Origin of the sequence: Rhizobium sp. CBN3 (assembly GCF_030518245.1) — a bacterium.
Taxonomy (GTDB): domain Bacteria; phylum Pseudomonadota; class Alphaproteobacteria; order Rhizobiales; family Rhizobiaceae; genus Rhizobium; species Rhizobium aethiopicum_A.
Window position 1 is genome coordinate 132,452 of the sequence record NZ_JAULSE010000002.1, and the last position, 21,454, is coordinate 153,905.

Annotated in this window: 14 protein-coding genes; 5 read left to right on the forward strand and 9 right to left on the reverse strand. The window is 63.2% G+C overall.

The annotated features are described in order from the left end of the window. Positions 1–59: 59 nt before the first annotated feature. Together pbpC and QWJ46_RS03430 are read right to left on the reverse strand one after the other, a co-directional pair. Positions 60–2,141, reverse strand: a complete 2,082-nt coding sequence (gene pbpC / locus QWJ46_RS03425; protein ID WP_302749027.1) for a penicillin-binding protein 1C — start codon at positions 2,139–2,141, stop codon at positions 60–62. Then, entirely contained in the window at positions 2,141–7,609 is a 5,469-nt protein-coding gene (locus tag QWJ46_RS03430) for an alpha-2-macroglobulin family protein (RefSeq protein ID WP_302749028.1), read from the reverse strand. The genes pbpC and QWJ46_RS03430 overlap by 1 nt, the downstream gene beginning before the upstream one ends. Before the next feature lie 197 nt (positions 7,610–7,806). Here QWJ46_RS03430 and msrA point away from each other — a divergent pair, with 197 nt between their 5' ends. Further along, positions 7,807–8,502: a peptide-methionine (S)-S-oxide reductase MsrA gene (msrA, locus tag QWJ46_RS03435; protein WP_184458507.1), complete on the forward strand. Its 696-nt coding sequence runs from the start codon at positions 7,807–7,809 to the stop codon at positions 8,500–8,502. A gap of 49 nt (positions 8,503–8,551) precedes the next feature. On the opposite strand, the gene QWJ46_RS03440 is transcribed toward msrA, so the two are convergent. Next, positions 8,552–9,091, reverse strand: a complete 540-nt coding sequence (locus QWJ46_RS03440; RefSeq protein ID WP_184458505.1) for a murein L,D-transpeptidase family protein — start codon at positions 9,089–9,091, stop codon at positions 8,552–8,554. A gap of 282 nt (positions 9,092–9,373) precedes the next feature. Here QWJ46_RS03440 and QWJ46_RS03445 point away from each other — a divergent pair, with 282 nt between their 5' ends. Further along, positions 9,374–9,814 (forward strand): response regulator, encoded by a 441-nt coding sequence (locus QWJ46_RS03445; protein ID WP_302749031.1) that lies wholly within the window; start codon positions 9,374–9,376, stop codon positions 9,812–9,814. Positions 9,815–9,826: 12 nt separating this feature from the next. On the opposite strand, the gene QWJ46_RS03450 is transcribed toward QWJ46_RS03445, so the two are convergent. Continuing rightward, complete coding sequence (locus tag QWJ46_RS03450; RefSeq protein ID WP_302749032.1) at positions 9,827–10,531, reverse strand: TetR/AcrR family transcriptional regulator; 705 nt, start codon at positions 10,529–10,531, stop codon at positions 9,827–9,829. 256 nt (positions 10,532–10,787) lie between these two features. On the opposite strand from QWJ46_RS03450, the gene QWJ46_RS03455 reads away from it, so the two are divergent. Next, on the forward strand, positions 10,788–11,987 hold the full coding sequence (locus QWJ46_RS03455) for a multidrug effflux MFS transporter (RefSeq protein WP_302749034.1): 1,200 nt from the start codon (positions 10,788–10,790) through the stop codon (positions 11,985–11,987). A 46-nt stretch (positions 11,988–12,033) separates the two neighbouring features. Here QWJ46_RS03455 and QWJ46_RS03460 read toward each other — a convergent pair whose 3' ends face one another. From QWJ46_RS03460 to QWJ46_RS03480, 5 genes are all read right to left on the reverse strand, one after another. After that, positions 12,034–13,071 carry a LacI family DNA-binding transcriptional regulator gene (locus QWJ46_RS03460; RefSeq protein ID WP_184458496.1) on the reverse strand — a complete coding sequence of 346 codons (1,038 nt, stop codon included), beginning with the start codon at positions 13,069–13,071 and terminating at the stop codon, positions 12,034–12,036. A gap of 101 nt (positions 13,072–13,172) precedes the next feature. Further along, entirely contained in the window at positions 13,173–14,213 is a 1,041-nt protein-coding gene (locus QWJ46_RS03465) for a LacI family DNA-binding transcriptional regulator (RefSeq protein ID WP_302749037.1), read from the reverse strand. Between the two features lie 412 nt (positions 14,214–14,625). After that, complete coding sequence (locus QWJ46_RS03470) at positions 14,626–14,925, reverse strand: hypothetical protein (protein WP_064812033.1); 300 nt, start codon at positions 14,923–14,925, stop codon at positions 14,626–14,628. 107 nt (positions 14,926–15,032) lie between these two features. Then, on the reverse strand, positions 15,033–16,931 hold the full coding sequence (locus tag QWJ46_RS03475; RefSeq protein WP_302749493.1) for an ABC transporter ATP-binding protein: 1,899 nt from the start codon (positions 16,929–16,931) through the stop codon (positions 15,033–15,035). An 86-nt stretch (positions 16,932–17,017) separates the two neighbouring features. Continuing rightward, positions 17,018–18,826, reverse strand: coding sequence for an ABC transporter ATP-binding protein (locus QWJ46_RS03480; RefSeq protein ID WP_302749495.1), 1,809 nt, complete (start codon positions 18,824–18,826; stop codon positions 17,018–17,020). A 274-nt stretch (positions 18,827–19,100) separates the two neighbouring features. On the opposite strand from QWJ46_RS03480, the gene QWJ46_RS03485 reads away from it, so the two are divergent. Together QWJ46_RS03485 and QWJ46_RS03490 are read left to right on the forward strand one after the other, a co-directional pair. Then, positions 19,101–19,718: a flavodoxin family protein gene (locus QWJ46_RS03485; protein WP_184455719.1), complete on the forward strand. Its 618-nt coding sequence runs from the start codon at positions 19,101–19,103 to the stop codon at positions 19,716–19,718. A gap of 284 nt (positions 19,719–20,002) precedes the next feature. Then, complete coding sequence (locus QWJ46_RS03490) at positions 20,003–21,409, forward strand: FAD/NAD(P)-binding protein (RefSeq protein WP_302749039.1); 1,407 nt, start codon at positions 20,003–20,005, stop codon at positions 21,407–21,409. Positions 21,410–21,454 lie beyond the last annotated feature (45 nt).

Here is a 21,454-nt window from a genome sequence, read left to right on the forward strand (position 1 = left end):
GAGGCCGTCTGACGTTGGAGGGAGACCCTTTCCAACGGTTGTGCCCGGTCTTTGGTTCCTCAATCGATGAAAACGCCCACACTTGCGGCGCGTCCGGCTGAATCGATGACGGTCAATTTCGAATAGCCGCCGCCGTCGGGCAGCCATTGCTGGGTGCGCCGGCGCGAGAGATCGGGCAAGGGCTTGCCGTTGGCAAGCCAGCGGAAGGGCGCGCGGCCGCCCTGCAGCTTCAACAGCAGCGGCGACAGATCGCCCCCCTTTGCGCCGAGATCGATATGGGCGCCCTCGGGCGGATAGACGATCTGCGGCGCGGGCTCGCGGCCGGAGGCGACGAGCAGGCCGCTGGCATTGAGCGCAAAACGCCGCTGGCTGATCGGCAATTCGGACTGGGCGATGCGCACGGCGCCTGCGGGCGGGCGGGGCAGGGGCGTCGTTGATATGCCGGATTTGGCGAAAGCCTCGAACAGGATCGGAGCGGCGGTGCCATAGCCGGTCAGACCGGGCACGGCGCTGTTATCAGGCCGGCCGACCCAGACGCCGAGCACGTAACGGCCGTCATAGCCGACCGACCAGGCGTCGCGATAGCCGTAGCTCGTGCCGGTCTTGTAAGCGATGCCGCGCTGCGGCGCGCCGGCCGGTGGGATGACGCCGGAGAGAATATCGGCTACGTTCCAGACGGCGATCGGCTCCAACAGCGGTTCGCCGTCGATTTTGCCCGGTGTGCCGGTGACACCGTCGCCGAGCCGTGCCGGCTGGCCGCGATTGGCGAGCGCCGTATAAAGCTGCACCAGATCCTTAAGCGTGAGGCCGACGCCGCCGAGACCGATCGCCAGTCCGGGCGTCTCGTTCGGCGGCAGGGCCGGGCGCACCTCGGCGCGGCGGAAGCGCACCAGCAGCCGCGATGGCCCGACGGCGTCGAGCAGCTTGACGGCCGGCACGTTCAACGAGAGCTGCAAGGCCTCACGGACGGTGACGTCGCCCTGATAGCTCATGTCGAAATTGCGTGGCCGGTAGCCGAAGAAATCGGCCGGCCGGTCTTCGATGATCGTCTCCTGGGAGACGAGGCCCTGCTCGAAGGCGAGCCCGTAGATGAAAGGCTTCAGCGTTGAGCCCGGCGAACGATTGACGCGGGTCATGTCGATCCAGCCGGAGCGGCTGGCGTCGAAATAATCGGCCGAGCCGACCTCGCCGACGATCGCACCGGTCTGCGCATCCGCCATCACCATGGCGAGCGAAAGCTTCGGCCCGAGTTTCATCGCCGCGGCGCGCGCCACGGATTCCAGCCCCTGCTGCACCTGCTTCTTCAACGTCGACCGATGCTTGAGGACCAGAGGCTCCTTGCGCAATGCGGCTTCGCCGAGATGGGCGGCCAAGGCAGGCAATTGCAGGCGTCGCGGCGGAATGGCGACAGCTTCGGCTCGTTCCGCCTCGCCATCGCCGACGGCCTCGGCCACTGCGACGCGATCGAGCACGCGTTTGCGCGCCTCCTGCGCCGCCTTCAGATTGCGATCCGGCCGACGCCGTTCCGGCAATTGCGGCAGGCCGACCAGCAGCGCCGCCTCGGCCACCGTCAGGCGGCGCGGCTCCTTGCCGAAATAGGCAAGGCTTGCGGCGCGCACCCCCTCGAGGTTGCCGCCATAGGGCGCATGGGTGAGATAGAGATCGAGGATCTCTTCCTTCGACAACCGCCGTTCGATCTGCACGGCGCGTGCGAGCTGCAGAAGTTTTGCCGAAAACGAGCGTTCGGCGCGCGGCTCGATCAGTCGGGCCACCTGCATCGAAAGCGTCGAGGCGCCGGAGACGATGCGGCCGTTGCGGACGAACTGCAGGCTGGCACGCCCGAGCGCCCAGACATCGATGCCGACGTGATCGTAGAAACGCTGATCCTCGTAAGCAACAAGCATGCGCAGGAATTGCGGGTCGACATCGGCGACTACAGTCTTCAGCCGCCAACGGCCTTCCGGCGTCGCGAAGGCGCGCAGCAGCTGCCCATCGGCATCCAGCACCTCCGGTGAAACCACATCAGCCTTGTCGAGCGGCGGTGGAAAAGCCCGGTCGGCGGCGTCGAGCGCGAAGAGAGCCGCGCCGGCAAGCAGGATGCCGGCGGCGGAGCCGATCGCGAATTTGTGCCACAGCCTCATTATTGTGCTGCTACGACCTCCATCTTGCCGGTCGCCGTGCGGGCCGAAAGCTCCGGCCGGTACATGTCCTCGACGCTTGCGGCCGGATGGTCGTAGGTGCCGGGGGTGACGGCGCGTACGACATAGGCGACGTTGAATTCACGCTCGTCGCCCGGTGCGCGGTTGAAGGCGGCGACAAAGCGGTCGTAACGGAATTCGGTATGGGCGGCTGATATTTCGCCGATCCAGTCGAAATTCGTCATCTGGGCGCTGTCGACGAGGTTCGGATTGTCGATCTCGAAGCCGGCCGGCAGAAGGTCGGTGATGACGATGCGCGACTGCCAGTCATTGGTTTCGCGCACGTGGATGACGACCACATAGCGTTCGTTCTGCTGCGCCTCGCTGACATTGGCCTCCTCGCCGTCGAGCGTGTAATAGCTGCGCTCAATCAGGAAGCCGTCGCCGCCGGCCGGCAGCGGCACGGTGGGGGCGGCAACGGTGGTGACGACAGCCGAGACGGAGTCGTTCGTCTGGTTGGTCAGCGTCAGCGGATGATCGGCGAGCGCATCGCCGGTCATGCGCGCCATATAGGCGCCGCTATGCGCCGCGCCGTTGACATCGATCTTCAGTCCGTCATCACCGCCCTGGAGGGCGCGCGCGGCAAGCAGCATCCAAGCCTCTTCCTGGGTGCTCTTGTATTTGCTGCGGCCCCATTCCTTGGCAACGGCCTTGGCGAGATCCGGGATGACAGGCGGTACCGGCCGGCTTTCGGCGGCGAGCGCCAGGATCGCCGCACCGTCGCGCAGAATCGTGCCGTAGTCGGTGCGCGAGAGGTTGACGCGCGACACCATCGATTGCTGCGACATCTGCAGCGCGTCGATGAAAATGTTCTTCGAACGCTGGGCGTCGCCATAAAGCGCCAATGCGGCGGCGATATGCGCCTTGGCAAGCGGCGTCGGGAAGTCGTTGATCATCGTATCGGCGTAATAACGCAGATCGCTGATCGCGGCCTTCTTGTTGCGGGCAAGAACATAGATGGCATAGGCGATCTGGTCGCCCTGGCCCTTGATGTCGGTGGTGTAGGAGAGCGTGTTCTGCAGGTTTTCGAGGGCCTGCACGAAGGCCTTTTCCGGCACGTCATATTTCATTTCGCGGGCCCGCGTCAGGAAATCGGTGACGTAGGAATCGAGCCAGACGTCGCCGGAGTCCGGACCCCAGAGGCCGAAGCTGCCGGCCGAGGCCTGGTAGGAGAGCACGCGATAGATCGCATCCTGCACGCGCTTGTGCACGTCCTCGTCGTTTTCGATGCCGGCTTGCTTCGCCACTTCGGCGAAGTAGAGCAGCGGCAGCGCCCGGCTGGTGGTCTGCTCGGCGCAGCCGAAGGGATAGCGGTCGAGCGTCATCAGCAGCGCCGGAAGGTCGAAGGCCGCCGAACGGGTGACGTTGACGCTGATCGAGGCGCCGGGCAGCACGCTGTCGGCCAACAGGTTCTTGTCGACCGTCAGCTTGGCCCCCGGCTTCAGCGCCAGCACCCTGCGTTGGGTGATCGGCAGGGATGAGGGGCGCACTGGTACATCGACGGTCTGATCAAGCGAAAGGCCGGAGGCGTCGGAAAGATTGATCGAGACGCTGCCGGCGCCCGGCTGTTTGCCGATGAGCGAAAGCGTCAGTTCGGATTTCGCCCCGGCTTCGAGGCGGATCGTCTGGGCGGCCGAAGCCTGCTCGATGCCGACCGCGTCATTGCCGGTCAGCTGCAGCTTGTAATCGCCGGCCGGCGCATCGGTATTGGCGATGTCGAGGCGCAGATTGGCCTTGTCGCCAGGGGCAAGGAATTTCGGCAGACTTGCGGTCACCACCACGGGATCGCGGATGATGACGTCCTTGACGCCGTGGCCGACACCCGTCTTCGACCAGGCGACCGCCATGACGCGCGCCGTGCCGTTGAACTGCGGAATGTCGAAGGAGACCTTCGCCTTGCCCTCGGAGTCGAGCTTGACCGGTCCGGAGAAGAAGGCGACGAGCTTCTGCGTCGGCGGGCTTGCCTGCAGCGCAATCGCACCGCCGTCGCCGCCGGTCCTAAGCTTGCCGGTCGCGCCCAGCGAGCCGTCGATCAGCCTGCCATAGAGGTCGCGGATCTCGAGACCGAGCTGACGCTGGCCGAAATACCAGTCTTCCGCATTCGGCGCTTCATAGCGCGTCAGGTTGAGAATGCCGACATCGACGGCGGCAACCGTTACATAGGCATCCTCGTTGGCGCCGGCGCCCGCCACCTGCAGGCTGATATTAAGCGGTCCGCGCGGCAGCATCTTTTCCGGCGCATCGAGCTTCACATCAAGCGCGCGCTGTTCGGGGTCGACCTTCAGCCACTTGATGCCGATCGAGCGCATCGGCATGTGGCTGTCCTGCGCGTCGCCGGGGCGGAAGAGCGTTGCCGTGACATAGGCGCCGGCGCCCCAGTCCGCCGTGACCGGGATGTCGATCTCGCCGCCGGTCTCGCCGATCGTGGCGTTCTCTACGGCAACGAGCTTTTCGGTTCCGGCCGTCACCATCAGTTCGCCGCCGTAGCGCGACGTGATTTTCAGCTTGGCGGTTTCGCCGATCTTGTAGCTGTCCTTGTCGAGGGCGATTTCCAGGCCGTCCGGCGTTTCGGTCGACGTCGAGGCGACGAACCAGCCGGCGTCGAATTCGACGCTGGAGGTCGGGCCGTCGGCGTCAGGGCTTTCCACTTCGAGGCGGTAGCGGCCCCAGGTCACCGGCACGGAAATCTTGCCGCCGTCCATCGTCGCGTCGACACTGCCGTTGGAAATCTGCTCGGCGGTATAGACCGGCTCGTATTTCCAGGCCGTCCCTTCGCGATACCATTGGTATTCGCGGTTGAGGCTGTAGAATTTCCAGCGCAGGCCCTTCGTCTCCTGCTTCTGTCCGGCGGCATTGACGCCGATCACAGTGAAGTTGGCGACGGAATTCTCGGGCAGCTCGTCGGAAAATTCCGGCTTGATGCCGATCGAAGCGCGCTCGCTCTTCACCGGAAGGACAAGCGAGCGCTCGATGGCACGCCCGCCCGCTTCCTGCATGCGCATATAGACGGTGGCGTTGAGCAGCTGCGTCGTTGCCGGCAGGTCGCCGACGGTGAGGTCGGTCGAAGCTTCGCCGTTTTCGTCGAGTTCGGGCAGCCCGTCGATCGGCAGACGCGAATCCTCGCTCGCTTCCTCGTCGGCAAGCCCGAAGAAGAAACCCTTGTAGGCGGCGCTCTCACGCGTCGGCTTGACGACGACATCGCCCTCGAGCGTCAGGCCAACGGCCGGAGCGCCATAGAGATATTTGCCTGAGATGGTGATGTTCGCCGGCGTGTCCGGGCCGATCTCCTTGGCCTCGGTCTTGATCTCCATGTCGGTGCGATCGGGCACGAAATCGTCGACGAGGAAGCTCTTGCTGGCGATCGCGCTGCCCTTCGGATCGGTATAGATGTTCATCGTCCAGGTGCCGCGCATGGCGTTTTCCTGGGTGGCGAAATCGACGGAATAACCGCCGAGATTGCTGGTCTGGCTGACCATCCGGCGATCTTCGACGCCATCCGGCCGGCTGAAGATGAAGGTCAGCGGCAGGTTCTCGATGGCGTTGCCGTCGGTGTCGCGGGCAAGCGCCTGCGCATGCACCGTTTCGCCGGCGCGGTAGATGCCGCGTTCGGTAAAGGTCAGCACGTCGATCGCGCCGGGTGAGGCGCGGCCGGTAACACCGCGGTCGGAGAGATCGAAGCCGGCGCGTGTCATATCGAGGAAGACATAATCCGAGGCGCCGTTCCTGGCGGCGATGACGGCGGGCGTCAGCGCCGCCGTGCCGCGGATCAAGCCGGCGGTGAAAGTGGCGCGGCCGTTTTCGTCGGTCGTTGCCGTGCCAAGCACCTCATTGTTCTTGGCAAGCAGCTGCAATTCGACGCCTGCTATCGGCTTGGCCGAGGCGAGCGAACGGGTGAAGACGTTGAGCCCGTCGGTGCCGGCATAGGTGCTGATGCCGATATCGGAGACGAGGAACCATTGCGTCGCCTGCGAATCCCACTCCTGCGCCGGGCCGTTCGGCGCCGTCGCCGTCATCACGTAGATGCCGGGCTTGCGCTCGGGCAGCGCCTCATCGACGGGGAAGCTGGTGATGATGTCCTTGTTGAGCTCGTTGGCGATGTCGATCGAACCCTGCCACACCAGTTCGCCGCTCTGATCCTCGATGGTCTGGGCGCTGTAGCCGTCGAGCTGGGTCAGGAACTGCGAGTTGGTTAAGAGCGGCGCGATGGCGCGGTCGCCGATGCGGTAGAGCTTAAGATTGGCCGAGGTCAGGTTGACCGAGACGATCGGGATGCCGCGGCGCGCCGTCGAGGGCAGCACGAAGCTGTCACCGGTGAAACGCACCATCTGGCTGCGATCCTTGATATAGACGTCGATTGTAACAGGCGCATCGAGCGTCTCGTCGACCGATGACGGCAGGCCGGTGCGAAAGGCGATCTTGTAGGTCTGGCCGTGCGTCAGGCCCTCGACGCAGATCTGCTTATCCTTGGTCTCGACCGCCTTGGGCGCCTCGCCGTTCAGCGTCACGAAGGGCGTATAGTCGGTGGTCTTGACCAGCGCCTCGGAGAAGGTGGCGCAGGCCCGCGGCGTGGCGCTGTCGGCGTCGACCGTATGTTCGGTGATGCGGAAGCCCTGCGTCGCTTTCAGCTGCAGGTAGGCGCTCTGCACCTCGTCGGAGGCAGCCAGCGCCAGGCTCGCCTTGTAGGCGTCGAGCGCCGGGCGGTAATTGGCGTTTCGTTCGAGAGCGGTGGCCAGCACGGCGAGCGCCTCGGCGCGCTTGGCCCTGGTGCGGGTCAGCTCGTAGCCGTTCAGCGCGTCGACCACGGCCTGGCCGGTGACGCTGCTTTCCGTGCTGCCGAAGGAAATTGCGGCGCGGGCAGTTTCGAGCCAGAGGTCGGCATCGTCGGGCGTGAGCGACAGCGCGCCGTGGAAGGCGATCAGCGCGTCGGTCAGGTTGTTGGCGGTCATGTCGAGACGGGCATTGGCCGTCAGGCTGTCGGCGCCCTGGCCCTGCTGGCCATCTGTCAGGGCAAGATTGTCCTTGAAGTCGTGAGCCTGCTGAATGAGGTCGTTGCTCAGGAAGGTCAGACGCGGCGCGGCGCCGAGATCCGGCTCCTGCTTACCGGCGGTTTCGACGATCTTGCCGGCGATGGCGCCTGGAAAAGCGTTCATCGTCTTGAAATCGGATTTCAGGAAGCACCATTTCACCTTGGGATTGTAGGTGAAGGCCTTGCAGCTCTTGTCGCCGATGCAGGAGGTCTTGCACTGGTCGAGCGAGACGTTCTGCTCGGTGCGAAGATCGAAGCCGAAGAAATCGGCATCCTTGATCGTCTGGATGTCACGCTTGGTCTCCGCAGCGGCGGCTGGAAGGCCGACGGCGATTGCGGAAAAAAATGCGATTGTGGCGAAAGCAAAGAACGAGCGCACGGACATAGGTTCCCCCCGGAATGCTGGCTCAGACCGGCGGCACTCTCCTCACTCCTCACGAGATTGTCAACTCAACTTGAGCGCTGTTTCTTCTTCAAACACACGCTTTCATTGGGTTCTCACATCGGCGTGAGTGAACGTCTTGTGATTTGCCGCTTTTACAAGGATGGGCAAGGATTTGGGCGACCCTAGGAGGTAGCACAATGCCCATCTCTTCCAACCTTAACTCGCTCCTCGTCGCTGCCGTCGTCTTGCTAGGTGGGGGCATGGCGTGTGCCGCCGAGGAAGCGGTCGTCATTCCGCCGCCGGCCATTGACGAAACCGCCGGGTCCGGTACCGAGATCGCCATTTTCGCCGGGGGCTGTTTCTGGGGCGTTCAGGGCGTTTTCCAGCATGTGAAGGGCGTCGAGAGCGCCGTTTCCGGTTATGCCGGCGGCGAGGCTAAAACGGCACAGTACGAAACCGTCAGCACCGGTTCGACCGGTCACGCCGAAGCCGTCGAGGTGAGGTTCGATCCGAAGAAGGTGAGCTACGGCAGGTTGCTGCAGATCTTCTTCGCCGTGGCCCATAACCCAACGCAGTTGAATTTCCAGGGACCGGATCGCGGCACCCAGTACCGCTCGGCGCTGTTCGTCACCGCTCCCGGGCAGCGAGAGGTGGCCGAGCGCTACATCGACCAGCTCGACAAGGCGCACGTCTTCCCGAAGCCGATCGTCACCAAGGTGTCCGATGCCGCCGGCTTCTATCCCGCCGAGGCCTATCACCAGGATTTCCTGACGCGGAATCCGACCTATCCCTATATCGTCTACAACGACCTGCCGAAGATCGAGAATTTGAAGTCGCTGTTTCCCGCCGACTACCGCAGCCAGCCGGTCCTCGTCGGGAAGACCAAGGGCTGATTTGAGCCCGCTCAGTTTCGGAGGTTGATCCGGTACGGATCGCAGTTGCTCAAGGCATGATGTCGATGGGTGTGTGGTCGGGAACGCGGGCCCAAATATCGCGCATTTCCGCATCGGTGACCGCGATACAGCCATCCGTCCAGTCCCACAGTCGATGGGCCTCTCCGAGCAGGCCCCAGCCATTGGGCAGCCCGTGGATCATGATGCTGCCGCCGGGCGGATAGCCGTTCACTTCGGCCTCATGTCGCTCATTCGGATTCGGATAGGAAATGTGCAGGCTCAGATGGGCTACCGATTTCGGATTGCGCCAGTCTATTTCGTAACGCCCTTCCGGTGTTTTCTCGTCGCCTTCGCGGTGCTTGGGGCCTGCATCGGCAGCACTTCCAAGCGAAATCTGATAGGTCGAGATCGCAGCGTCGCCTCTGAAAAGGACCATGCGGCGTTCGGACTTATAAACGCGAATGAGGTCGGCGCGCTGCTCCGGCGGTGCATCCGCGGGCGGCGAGCCCGAGCCGATCCTGGCCATCACTTTGGTATAGGCGAACAGGCTGACGGCCACGATGATCAGGACGATAAGTTTGCTTCGCAACGTGATCCTCAATCGCCGAGCCCCATGGAATAATCCGATCGTATCATTGTCCGCTCTCATCCAGAAGTAGGCGGTTGAAATTCAACAAGGATTGAGCGGCGGGTTTTTGCCTGTCGGCTCCGTGTTAAGGATTTATCAACGTTAACAACAGGTTAAATGACGAAAATCGCGTTTCACCGCGGAACATATCGTCAGGTTTCCCGTTACGACAATGAGTTTCGGCAGGGCAGACTGCCGAGCGGCTCCTTCTTTCGAAGTATGTGCGTAACAAGAGGACGGATCATGGCCACCAATGTCGTGCGGCGCTGCCAACGAGATGATCTCATGAATCAGAGAGTATTGATCGTCGAAGATGAATTCCTGATCGCGCTTGATCTCGGCGCGACGGTGGAAGCGATCGGCATGCAGGTCGCAGGCCTTGCGAACAATCGCGAACAGGCGCTGCGACTGGCGCCGTCCGCCGATATCGCCTTCGTCGACGTCAATCTCGCCGATGGCCGGACCGGGCCTGAGCTCGGCAGGCGGCTGGCGGAAGAGCATGGTCTCGCCGTCGTGTTCATGACCGGCAATCCCGAGACCGTCGCCGGCGGCGTCAAGGGAGCGGTCGGCGTCGTCCAGAAGCCGGTCATGCCTTCGCTTGTCGAACAGCTGCTGAAATATCTTGCCGCGCGCCGTGTCGGCGGCTTCGCAGTCGTGCCGGCGCAGATGACGGTCTTTAGGTGATCGCAGGGGAGATCAGCCTAGTATGGCCGCGAGCTGCGGCTCTCCGCCGGCCTTTTCGGCCTTCGGGTTGCCATAGGCCTTGAGAAAGGTCCGCATGGCATTGCGCGCCGCCTTTTCCAGTTCTTCATTGGTGGGCGTGCCGCCGAACAGCGTCATCATCTGCAGGTCGGCATTGGCGAGCGCCACGAACTGCCGGGCGGCGACGTCGAAATCATCGATGACAAGCGCTTGACTGTGGGCGAGGCGCGCGAGAAGCGCGGAAAGCGCAGTGGTCAGCTTGCCCGGCCCCTGCTGACGCCAGCTTTCGAAGAGGTGCGGATATCGCTCACCCTCCGTCTGCACCAGTTTGCGCAGGAATTTTCCGTCATGATTGCAGATGCAGTTTTTGTTGAGGCGCACCGCAAACGCCGTCAGACCGTCCTCCAGATCGTCGGCGCTGTCAGGAAAGGTCGACAGCACGGAAAAGAGCATGGCGTTGGCGCGGTTCATCACGTCTTCGACGACGGCGACGAACAGCGTCTCCTTTTCCCGATAATGATTGTAGATCGTCTGGCGGGAGACACAGGCAACGGCGGCGATCTCGTCGATGCTGGCGGCTGCAAAACCCTGGCGGCAGAAAACATCGGCGGCGGCGTCGAGGATCGACATACGCTTGGCGCATTGTCCACGCTGCGTATGCCCCGCCATCCGGACTGCCGGTATCATGCTGTCTTTCATGGAGCGAAGATAAGACGTCTTGACGGTTTAGACAATGGCGTCTAATTTTACAGGCGTGTCCAAATTTATTGACACTCTTGGTTCAGCCGCTGGAGATATGAGCTCCCAACTTCGTCTTCGCGCGAACGATCATCATTGAACCCAGCGCATCGGCGCGAAAATCGGACTGATTTTCGGAGAGCACGATGCGTCGATTCCAAAGAGTGCGGAGCGACGATCCGGCGCCTCCGCTGCGCTTTTACGAAAGATCACCATTATGACGGCTTCCTTCTTTCGCATTGCCCTCATTCTCGGCCTGTTGTCGGCCATCGGTCCCTTTGCCATCGACATGTATCTGCCTGCGCTGCCCTCCATCGGCCAGGACCTGCATGCCGATAACAGCGTCACCCAGCTGACCCTGCTCGCCTTCTTCATCTCCTTTGCGCTTGCGCAGCTCGTCTACGGGCCGCTGTCGGACATGTGGGGACGCAAGCTGCCGCTCTATCTCGGCATCGGTCTTTTCGCGCTCGCCTCGATCGGCTGCGCATTTGCGACCGATATCGAAACGCTGATCGCCTTCCGTTTCGTCCAGGGCATCGGTGGTGCCGCCGGCATGGTCATTCCACGCGCCATCGTCCGCGACATGCATACCGGCGTCCAGGCTGCGCGGCTGATGTCGCTGCTGATGCTGGTCTTCTCGATCTCGCCGATCCTGGCGCCGCTGACGGGCAGCGCCGTCATCGAACTCTCCGGCTGGCGCGGCGTCTTCTGGGCCGTGACGATCGCCGCTTTGATCGGCCTCGTCCTGCTTTCCACCCAGCTCGAGGAAACCCGCCCGGCCGAGGAGCGCAACGGCAGCGGCCTCGACAGCGCCATGAAGGCCTATCGCCTGCTGCTCGCCGACCGCAATTTCCTGACGCTGACTTTCATCGGCGGTCTCGGCATTTCGAGCTTCCTCGTCTATCTCGCCAACTCGCCCTTCGTGCTGATCCAGCATTACGGGCTGACGCCGACCGAATACAGCTTCGCCTTCTCGATCAATGCCGTCTCCTTCTTCGCGGTATCGCAGGCGACGGGCTGGCTCGGGGAGCGTTTCGGCCTGGTGCGTGTCATGCGGATTGCCGTCAGCGCCTTTGCGCTGGCCATGATCGTCATGGCGGTGGTGATGGCTTCAGGCTTCAACCAGCTGCCTGTTATGGCGACCTTCCTGTTCATCGGCTACGGCTTCCTCGGCCTCGTCATTCCGACGAGCGCTGTGCTTGCCCTTGAGGATCACGGCGCGATCGCCGGCACCGCCTCGTCGTTGATGGGCACGCTGCATTTCGTGATCGCCGCCGTCGCCATGGTCATATCGAGCCTGTTCTTCGATGGCACCGCCGTTCCGATGGCCGCCGGCATCGCGCTTTGCGCCTTCTCCGCCTTCGTGCTCACCCAGGCGACGATCGGCCGCCGCACCGCCGTCGCTGCCGCCGAGTAACCGGAAACAGGCCGCACTCGGCAGAACCTCGCCCGTGTGACGGGGTTCAGCCGGTCAGCGTGAAGGCGTCGCTTTCGCCTGGAACGAGCTCCAGCGGCCAGATCCTGTTGCGGGCGCCCTGCGGATAATGATCGGCATAGGCGGGCATGGTCGCGAGCAGGGTTTCGCCGAGCTGAGCGCCGAGATCACGCAGCGACATGCGGAAGGAGGTCAGCGACGGCTGCAGGAAATGCGTGCGCGGCTCCTCGCGGAAGCCGACGACGGCAAGGTCGCGCCCCGGCACGATGCCGGCTTCCGCAAGCCGCCGGTACAGCCCGATCGCCATCAGTTCGTGGATAAGGATGATCGCGGTCGGCCGCTCTTCGATCATCAGCAATTCGTGGCCGGCCTGATAGCCGCCCTGTTCGCTCGACTTCACACGGATGATGAGGGCGGGGTCGAAAGGAATGCCGTGCCGTTTCAGCGCCTGGCGATAACTGTCGAGGAAGATATAGCCGAGATTGATATCGGAGGAGGGAGCGGCTACGGCAATCCGCCGGTGGCCCTTGGCGACGAGACGGTCGACGCCGCGTGCCGCCACACCTTCGAAATCGAGGTCCATCCAGGTATAGCTGCCGCCGGACGCACTGCGGCCGAGCGCCACGAAGGGGATGCGGGCCTTTTCCAGAAGCTCGATGCGCCGGTCGGTGCGCCGCGTCGCCGAGATGATCAGCGCGTCGACGAGGCGGCGCGCCACCATGCGCTTTAGATATTCGTGCGGATCCTCGTCGTCGGGGCAGGGCAGCATGACCAGATCGAGCTTATGGCGGGAAAAGACGCTCTGCAGCCCGTCGGTGACGCCGAGGAAGAAGTCGTCGCTGTTTTCGACCGTTTCGCGGCTGACTTCGAGCATCAGCCCGATGACGTTGGTCACGCCCTGGCGCAGGCTGCGACCCGACTGGTTGGCGACGTAACCGAGCTCCTCTGCGGCGGCGAGCACGCGCCGGCGCGTGTCTTCATTGACATCCGGCTTGCCGTTCAGCGCCCGGGACACCGTCCCGATCGAAATGTCGAGGTGCTCGGCGAGCTGGCGAATTCCTTTCATCTGCAGCGATCTTCCTCTCTGACGACGCCGCGCAAACGCGCAAAGGACGTAACGCCTCAAATGCCGGATCCTTCTTGCCACAGGACGGCGCCTGCGAAAAGCTAAGGCTTGAAGCTCTGGCGGATGACGAGTTCCGGGATGACGTGTTCGTAGCCCGGAGGCGAGTCCGGGTTTTCGAGCCGCCGCTCCATCAGATCGACGGCGCGCTGCGCCATAAAAAGCGGATCCTGGCGGAAGGTGGTCAGCTCGTAGCTCAGCCAGGAGGATTCCGGCACGTCATCGAAACCGATGACGGCGACATCCTCCGGAATGCGCAGCCGCGCTTCCAGGCGCACGACATCCATCAATCCGAAGGCGATCAGGTCGTTGGCGCAGAAGATAGCGTCCGGCTTTATTCTTTCGGAGAAGAGGGCGCGGCCGCCGGTGACGCCGCCCTGATAATCCGAATCGCCACCGCGTGCGACGACAGCGGATGCACCGAGCGACTCGGCTGCCGAAATGAAGGCGCTTTCGCGCTCGACGATCGCAGGCGTTCCCGAATTGGAGCCGATCACCGCCAGCCAACGCCTGCCGCTTTCATAGAAGACCGTCGCCGCCTTGCGCGAGGCCTCTGAATTGCCGGCGCGCACATGGTCGGCGTCGGGCTCCGAACGGCCAATGACGATGAGCGGCTGGCCGTTGCGCTGGGCGAGTTCGAGGAAACTCGCCGGCGGCGAGCCGGACAGGATGATGATCGCCTCGGCGCGGTGGCCGATCAGCATCTTCTGAGCGGCGAGCAGTTCGTTTTCCGCCTGGCCGGTGTTGATGAGGATCGGAATGCTGCCGCGTCGGATCAGGGCTTTGGCAAGAGCGGCGGCCAGATGCGCGCGAAAACCCACCTCCGGCCGTGTGGCGACGATGCCGACGAGGCGGCTCTGATTGGCAAGCACGCCACGCGCCAGATCATTGACGTGATAACCGAGTTCTTCAGCCGCCCGCAGCACCTTTTCGCGCGTTGCAGGCGCCACGCTTGCGCCTGGCGTGAAGGTGCGAGACACGGCGGAACGCGAAACGCCCGCCAGCTGCGCCACCTGTTCGGCGCTGACGAAACGCATGCGCTCTTTTTTCGGCATCTTGCCGTCGGTCACGGGGCCATCATTCATCGGCTGTCACGTATTGATTGTCTCTGACAGCCGGATGACAGGCTGCGGGATGAGCGGGATTTTTTGCGATGGTGCTCTCGCCCGCATGCCGGGTGGCGTGTCAAAAACCCCTCCCCAACCCCTCCCCACAAGGGGGAGGGGCTTACATGCCGGCCCCTGCTTTCCACTTCACCCTCGCATCCGCTTCACCCTTTGCATCCGCAGAAAGGCTGACGTCTGCGCAGTTGGCGCAGCGTGTTAGCCCCTCCCCCTTGTGGGGAGGGTTGGGGAGGGGTGCGCGGCAGGCGGATGGGGCTCATCTCTTGGAGGGATGTCGCTGATATTGAACAAAAAAACCGAGGCTGCGGGACGCAGCCTCGGCTGGAGACAAACCGGGACGATTAAAACCAACGCCGCCGCAACAATTCAGGGGCTATTCGCAGACCCGCACGGTTTCGGTATGGTAGTAGCCGTCATAGCGGTTGCGGACGTCGCGGTCCTCATACCAGCACCTCGGCGCCGGCTCGACGTAGCGAGGGCCATCGACGTAGTAGCGAGGGCCGCTGTTGGCGATCGCGCCGCCGATCAGGCCGCCCACCACACCTGCGGCAACGCCGCCGGCGATGACTCGGCCAGTATTGTTGTGGTGATGGTGGTCACGCGCTGCAGCAGGCTGGATAGCCGATCCAACAAGGGCCGTCGCGATCAACAGGCTGCTAATGATTCTCTTCATGACATTCTCCTCAGTGGCATTCGCCCCGGATAAAAGGGAAATGCGGCAGCAACGCGTTTGTTCGTTCAAACTTTGCGACAAGTGGTTAATTCAAGTCATACGCGCCATCAAGTCGCCGACTGCGCCGCCGTCGTCTCTTCCAGCATGTCCTCGGGAATATCGTCGAACGAGGCGTAGTTGAGGTTATAGAGCCGGGAATAGAGCTTGCCGTTTTTCATCAGCTGACGGTGGTCGCCGCTTTCGATGATCTCGCCGTTCTGCAGCACGATGATGCGGTCGGCTTCGCGGATCGTCGCCAGGCGATGGGCGATGACGAGGCCGGTGCGGTTTTCGAGCAGCTTCACCAGCGCCTTCTGGATCAGCATCTCGGTATAGCTGTCGATATTGGCGGTCGCCTCGTCCAGCACCAGGATCTTCGCATCCGCCACAAGGGCGCGGGCAAAGCTCAAAAGCTGGCGCTGGCCGAGCGAGAGATTGCCGCCGCGCTCGCCAAGAATGCTGTCATAGCCGTCGGGTAGGCGCATGACGAAATCATGCGCGCCGACGGCCTTGGCCGCCTCGATCACCTGCTCGCGGGTCGCTTCCAGCTTGTGATAGCGGATGTTTTCGAAGACGGTGCCGGTGAAGAGGAAGGGTTCCTGCAGCACCATGGCGATCTGCGCTCCGAGCGAATCCTGCGTCAGGTCCCGCACGTCGTGACCGCCGACCAGCACCTGGCCCTGCTGCACGTCGTAGAAGCGATGGATCAGCGACATGCAGCTCGATTTGCCCGACCCCGTCGGACCCACAAGCGCCACCGTCTCGCCGGGATTGACCTTGAAGCTCACATGTTTCAGCACCGGATGCTTCGGATTGTAGCCGAAGACGACATCCCTGAATTCGACCGAACCATCCATGTCGCGCGACAGGATCTTGGCGTCGGGTGCGTCCTTGATGTCGACGGGCACGTCGAGCACTTCGGTCAGGCGCTGACCCGACGCCATAGCGCGCTGCATCACCGAATATTGCAGCGTTAGAGAACGGATCGGGTCGAAGAAGCGCTGGATATAAAACAGGAAGGCGACGAGCACGCCGACGTCGAGCGCCTGATTGAGAACGCGGGCGCCGCCGACGACGATGACGAGCGCCATCGCGACGCCCGTCAGGCTGTCGACGATCGGCACCATCACCTGGGCATAACGCGCCGCCGTCAGATGCGTCTTGAGATTGGCATGCGCCTTGTCATCGTAGAGCGTGAAGTTGACGCCCTGCCGGTCCATGCTCTGGACGGCGCGCACGCCGTGGATCGCTTCGGCGAGCGCGCCTGCCGCAACCGAATTGGTCTCGTGCGCGGCCATGAAGGACTTGCGGGCGAGCGGCAGCCAGAACAGCCGGACGACGAAGAGCACCGGCAGCACCGAAAGCGTCAGCAGCCCCAGCTTGAAATCGAGATAGAGCATGACGAAGACGATGCCGAAGAGCAGCACGATGTCGCCGACCGACAGCACCGAGGTTTCGAGGAATTCCTGCATCGAGTTGACGTCGCCCTGCAGGCGCGACATCAGCCGCCCCACTTCGGTCTTGTCCATGAAGGAGAGCGAGACCCGCTGGAGATGCGAAAACATCGCCTTGCGGATGTCGAAGAGCACCTCTTCCGCGACATTGCCGACCAGCGTCTCCTGGGCGTAGCTTGCCGCATAGTTGATGAGGATGGCGATGGCAAAGGCGGCGATCGCCCAGATCAGCGCCGCATGATTGCCGCCCGGCGACATGCCGTGGTCGATGGCGTAGCGGATGATCAGCGGAATCAGCAATTGCATCGTGGTGAAGGTCAATACCGCGACAACAGCCCAGAGGACCTGGGTGCGGTAGGGGCGAACGAAAGCCCAGATGCGCTTGATGATGTTGCCGTCGAAGGCCTTGCCGAACATTTCCTCCTCGACGCGATGCGAACCGACGACCGCCCGCGGCGGACGGCGCCCATCCTCGCGAACGTCGGGACGCTCGGTTTCCAGTTCCTCGGCCATGCCATTCCTCCCGCGGCCATCCCGCCAGATGGCCTGCATGTTCATTGCTTGTCTTCGTCTCCTCGGTGAGGAGAAGAGGGCATCCGTTAGGCGCTCAACACCTCGTCGCCCGGCCGCACCTGCAGGTCATAGAGCGCCTTGTAGCGCCCGCCGAGCGAAAGCAGCGCCTGATGCGTGCCGCGCTCGACGATTCTTCCGTCTTCGACGAACAGGATCAGGTCGGCATGCATCAACGAGCTCAGGCGGTGGGCGACGATGATCGTCACGCGGTCGGCGGCATAGCGGCGCATGGCGCTGCGGATGCGCTGCTCGGTGGCCGCGTCGATTGCCGCCGTTGAATCGTCGAACACCATCACCGCCGGCTTCAGCATCAGCGCCCGGGCGATCGAAAGGCGTTGCCGCTGACCGCCGGAGAGCGACACGCCGCGCTCGCCGACGACGGTGCCGTAGCCGGTGGGAAGGCCGAGCACGTAATTGTGCAGCTGAGCGCTTTCGCTGGCGCGTTCGATGCGGCTTTCCTTTGCCCAGGGATCGCCATAGGCGATGTTGTTCTCGATCGTCGTCGTGAACAGAAAGGAGTCCTGCTGCACGACGGCAACCGAACGGCGCAGCGACTGCAGCGTCGCCTTGCGGATGTCCTGTCCGTCGATGGTAATCTTGCCGCCGGTCACATCGTAGAAGCGCGGGATCAGATGGGCGATGGTCGACTTGCCGCTGCCGGGCGGGCCGACAATGCCGATCGTCTGGCCTCGCCTGGCTTCGAAAGAGACGTCGTGGAGCACGGTGCGCTTTTCCGAGCCGGGATAGGCGAAGCTGACATTCTCGAAGCGCAGCACGCCCTCCGTTACATCAAGCTCCCTGGCATCCGGCGCGTCCTTGATCGAGATGTCGAGGTCGAGCAGGTTGAAGAGGCGTGTGCCGCAGGTGGAGGCGCGGGCAAAGGCATTGACCATCAGGCCGAGCTGGCGCACCGGCATCTGCAGGATGGTCATGAAGGTCAGGAACGAGGCGAGCGTGCCGACGGTGATCTCGCCCGACATTACCTTGCCGCCGCCGACCCAGAGCACCAGACCCATCGCGGCGAAGAAGGAAAAGGTCATGGCGCTGGTGTTGACGACACGGATGCCGACGCGCTGATGGGCGAGCGCCAGTGCGTTTTTCGAGGCCGCTTCGAATTTCGTCAGCTCGTGTTCCTGGGCGGCAAAGGCGCGCACGACGCGGATGCCGCCGAGATTCTCTTCCATGATTCGGGTCAGCACCGACAGCCGCTCCTGCAGGTCGAGCCAGGTGGCGCGCAGCCTGAGCTGCGTCGCCGAGGAACGCCAGCCGACGAAAGGCACGAAGGAGAGCGCCAGCAGGCCGAGCACGACATCGGTCGACAGCAGCATATAGGCGCCGATGCCGATCAGGATCGACAGCAGGATCATGCGGACCAGCGCCGTCGAAAAATACATGCGCACGCCTTCGAGATCGAGCAGGCCGACGGTGATCAGGTCGCCGGAATGCACCGTGTCATGGAAGCTGAAGGAGAGGCGCTGGATCTTTTCGTAGCAGGCCAGACGCAGCTCGTAGCCCATGTGGTGGCCGACGGATTCGCTGAAATAGTTCTGCACCATGGTGAAGAGGCCGCGCAGCACGCTGGCGCCGAGCAAGAGCAGCGCCGTGGTCAGAAGCGCGTCCTGCGCCGCCTGGCCGGCCACGCCGCCGCCCATCGCCATCTGCGTGTGGTCGACGGCCCGGCCGAGAAGCCGGGGAATCATCAGCTGGAAGGTGGAGGCGATCAGGGTGGCGCCGATCGCAAAGCCGGCCTGCCAGGGGTGGCGGAAGGCCATCACGGTGATGCGCACCAGTGTATAGAGGCCTCTGCCCCAGCCTGCCGCAGTTGCAAGCGCCATCGAAGCCGAAGGCTTCGTCGCGCGTGTTGACGCATCGCTGCTCACGGTATTTTTCCAATAGATGTGGTGTTCGGACGCTGGCCCGAAAAGACGGCAAATCCATGAAGGGATTGATAGCACCGTCATTTTTGCCGATTCCAACTGGGCGTTCAAGTCACGAATTCACCAACTGGTTATTTTTACGTGAGGCTCGCCCAGCGTCCCCGCGGGAACAATCCGCGCGCGGGTGGGTTGCAGCAGCGAACCCCGTCAGGCAACCGCTACGGAGAGACCGATGCCGCTGAAAGCCCTTGCTCTCAACGCGACGCTGAAGACCAGCGATGCCAAGGATCCGTCGTCGACCGAGCGAATGATCGCTCTCATCGACAAGGCGATGGCTGAATATGGCGTTACGACCGAAGTGCTGCGGCTTGCCGATTTCGACATCAAGCCGGGCGTCACCTCGGACGAAGGCGCCGGCGACGACTGGCCTGATATTCGTGCCAAGGTGCTTGCCGCCGATATTCTGTTGATGGCGACGCCGATCTGGCTCGGCCAGCCCTCCAGCGTCTGCAAGCGGGCGCTGGAACGGATGGACGCCTTCCTCGACGAGACGGACGATCAGGGCCGCATGGTGTCTTACGGCAGGGTCGCGGCCGTCGCCGTCGTCGGCAACGAGGACGGTGCCCACCACGTGTCGGCCGAACTCTATCAGGCGCTGAACGATGTCGGCTTCACCATTCCGGCAAATGCCGTCGCCTATTGGGTCGGAGAGGCAATGGGCTCCACCAATTTCGTCGATCTCGACAAGGTGCCGAAGGTCGTGACGAAAGCCGTCGACATGCTGGCGCGCAACACGGCGCATCTGGCGGGCCTGCTGAAGGCGAAGCAATATCCGGGCGAGGGCGGCTGAAGGCGACCGCTGGTGCGGCACACAATATCTTCAAACTGATCAATGGCTTAGAACAAGAGATAATAAAGCTCTTGCCAGGGGTGCCGTTTAGCGCTTTCATACACGACCAGTTTGATAGACTATCCCCGAGAGATCGGCCCCTCGTTTTCTTGGCGGGGTTCCGCGGTGGGGACCCCGAGCTGCGGCGTGAATGGCCGCGTGACCCTCATCAACGCGTGATCCGCTGTTTATGCGTTGAAACCTCGATCGACCCCAGGCTGCGAATGAAGCGCAAAGGAGTTGCGATGACGGTTCAGGGACTTTTTTCCGGAAGAGCCAAGGCGGCAGCGCAGATCTCGGCCGTGCCGCGCATAGCGATCGTCGGGCGCGGCTTCTCCGGAATGATGACGGCCATTGCGCTGATGAAGACGGTGCGCGCACCCTTCCACCTGCAGCTGTTCGATCCGAACTCGTCGGTGAGCGGCGGCCAGGCGCTGGCCTCGACCCGCGCCTCGACGATCCTCAATACCCGCGTGCGTGATCTCTCGGTTTCGGTCGGTGACAGCGACGATTTCAACGACTGGCTCTGTAGCAACGCCGCTTTCCGCGCCGCCGTGCCGGCCGCTATCCCCGGTTTCCGGCAGATCTTCGTACCGAAGGAAATCTTCAGCGATTACGTCTATCAGCGCTTTTCCGAAGCGCTCGCCGCCCGCCGGGACATCACCGTTCAGGTCTGCAACGATCCCGTGGTGGCGATCCGCCGGAGCCATGGCAACCGCTTCCTGCTCGAAAGCGCCAATCCGGCCAATCCGCTGTTCGATACGGTGATTCTCGCCACCGGCTACGGCCTGGGCGATCCGGATGCCGAGGAGCCGGGCGCGTCGCCGGTCAGGGCCCAGCGCCTCGTCGCGCGGCCGCATGCCGTGTTGCTCGGCAGCGGTATTCGCGTCGTCGATCAGTTGCTGCAGCTGCGCGATTCCGGCTATGCCGGCCAGGTGACGATCATTTCCCGGCGCGGTTTCCTGCCCCAGAGCCATACGCCGAATTCCGCCGACCCGGTGTTTCCGGCCGAGGCGCTGCCTGAAAACCTGCCCGAGATCGTGCGCTTTATCCGCCAGGCCTGCCGCGAGGCGGAAGAAGAGGGGCGAAGCTGGCAATCGGTGATGAACGGGCTGAGGAAACATGCCCGCTCCCTTTGGAGATCGCTGCCGGCCCGTGACAAACATCAGTTCAACCGCCATCTGCGGGCGATCTACGACAGTCACCGCAATCGTCTGCCGGAGGCCATGCACCTGCGCCTGAAATGCGAGCTTGCCGAAGGTCGCACGGTGCTGCGGCGCGGTCGTGCCGGCCGCCGGGGCCTGAGCGGCCTGTTCTTCACGCCGGCCGGCTCCTCTGTCGAAGAGGTTATCCATGCCGAGCGCATTATCGATTGCCGCTGCCAGGCGCCGGATCTGTCAGCGCCTCTGATGCAGAGCCTGTTTTCCGCCGGTCTCGCCATGCCGGACGAACTTTCGCTCGGGTTGGCGGTCAATGCGCGCGGCGAGCCTTTCCTGGAGGACGGTTCGACGGTTGCCGGGCTTTTTGCCGTCGGCCCGCTTGGGCTCGGCAGCCTGCCGGACATCGATCTCGTGCCGGAGATCGTCTCGCAGGCCTATGCCGCTGCCGAGCACATCGGTGAGCGGTTCCATCCACAGGTCAGGGCCATGTGAAAAGTGTGATATTTTCGGAACCTTCTGCCCGGTGTAGCGTTAAGA

Bases quoted from the DNA above. Each gene is read 5' to 3' on its own strand.
- QWJ46_RS03480 (WP_302749495.1), bottom strand. From the start codon at position 18,826: ATGGCGCTTGCAACTGCGGCAGGCTGGGGCAGAGGCCTCTATACACTG.
- QWJ46_RS03465 (WP_302749037.1), bottom strand. From the start codon at position 14,213: ATGAATGATGGCCCCGTGACCGACGGCAAGATGCCGAAAAAAGAGCGC.
- QWJ46_RS03450 (WP_302749032.1), bottom strand. From the start codon at position 10,531: ATGAAAGACAGCATGATACCGGCAGTCCGGATGGCGGGGCATACGCAG.
- QWJ46_RS03445 (WP_302749031.1), top strand. From the start codon at position 9,374: ATGGCCACCAATGTCGTGCGGCGCTGCCAACGAGATGATCTCATGAAT.
- QWJ46_RS03490 (WP_302749039.1), top strand. From the start codon at position 20,003: ATGACGGTTCAGGGACTTTTTTCCGGAAGAGCCAAGGCGGCAGCGCAG.
- QWJ46_RS03485 (WP_184455719.1), top strand. From the start codon at position 19,101: ATGCCGCTGAAAGCCCTTGCTCTCAACGCGACGCTGAAGACCAGCGAT.
- pbpC (WP_302749027.1), bottom strand. From the start codon at position 2,141: ATGAGGCTGTGGCACAAATTCGCGATCGGCTCCGCCGCCGGCATCCTG.
- QWJ46_RS03470 (WP_064812033.1), bottom strand. From the start codon at position 14,925: ATGAAGAGAATCATTAGCAGCCTGTTGATCGCGACGGCCCTTGTTGGA.
- QWJ46_RS03460 (WP_184458496.1), bottom strand. From the start codon at position 13,071: ATGAAAGGAATTCGCCAGCTCGCCGAGCACCTCGACATTTCGATCGGG.
- msrA (WP_184458507.1), top strand. From the start codon at position 7,807: ATGCCCATCTCTTCCAACCTTAACTCGCTCCTCGTCGCTGCCGTCGTC.
- QWJ46_RS03455 (WP_302749034.1), top strand. From the start codon at position 10,788: ATGACGGCTTCCTTCTTTCGCATTGCCCTCATTCTCGGCCTGTTGTCG.
- QWJ46_RS03475 (WP_302749493.1), bottom strand. From the start codon at position 16,931: ATGGCCGAGGAACTGGAAACCGAGCGTCCCGACGTTCGCGAGGATGGG.
- QWJ46_RS03430 (WP_302749028.1), bottom strand. From the start codon at position 7,609: ATGTCCGTGCGCTCGTTCTTTGCTTTCGCCACAATCGCATTTTTTTCC.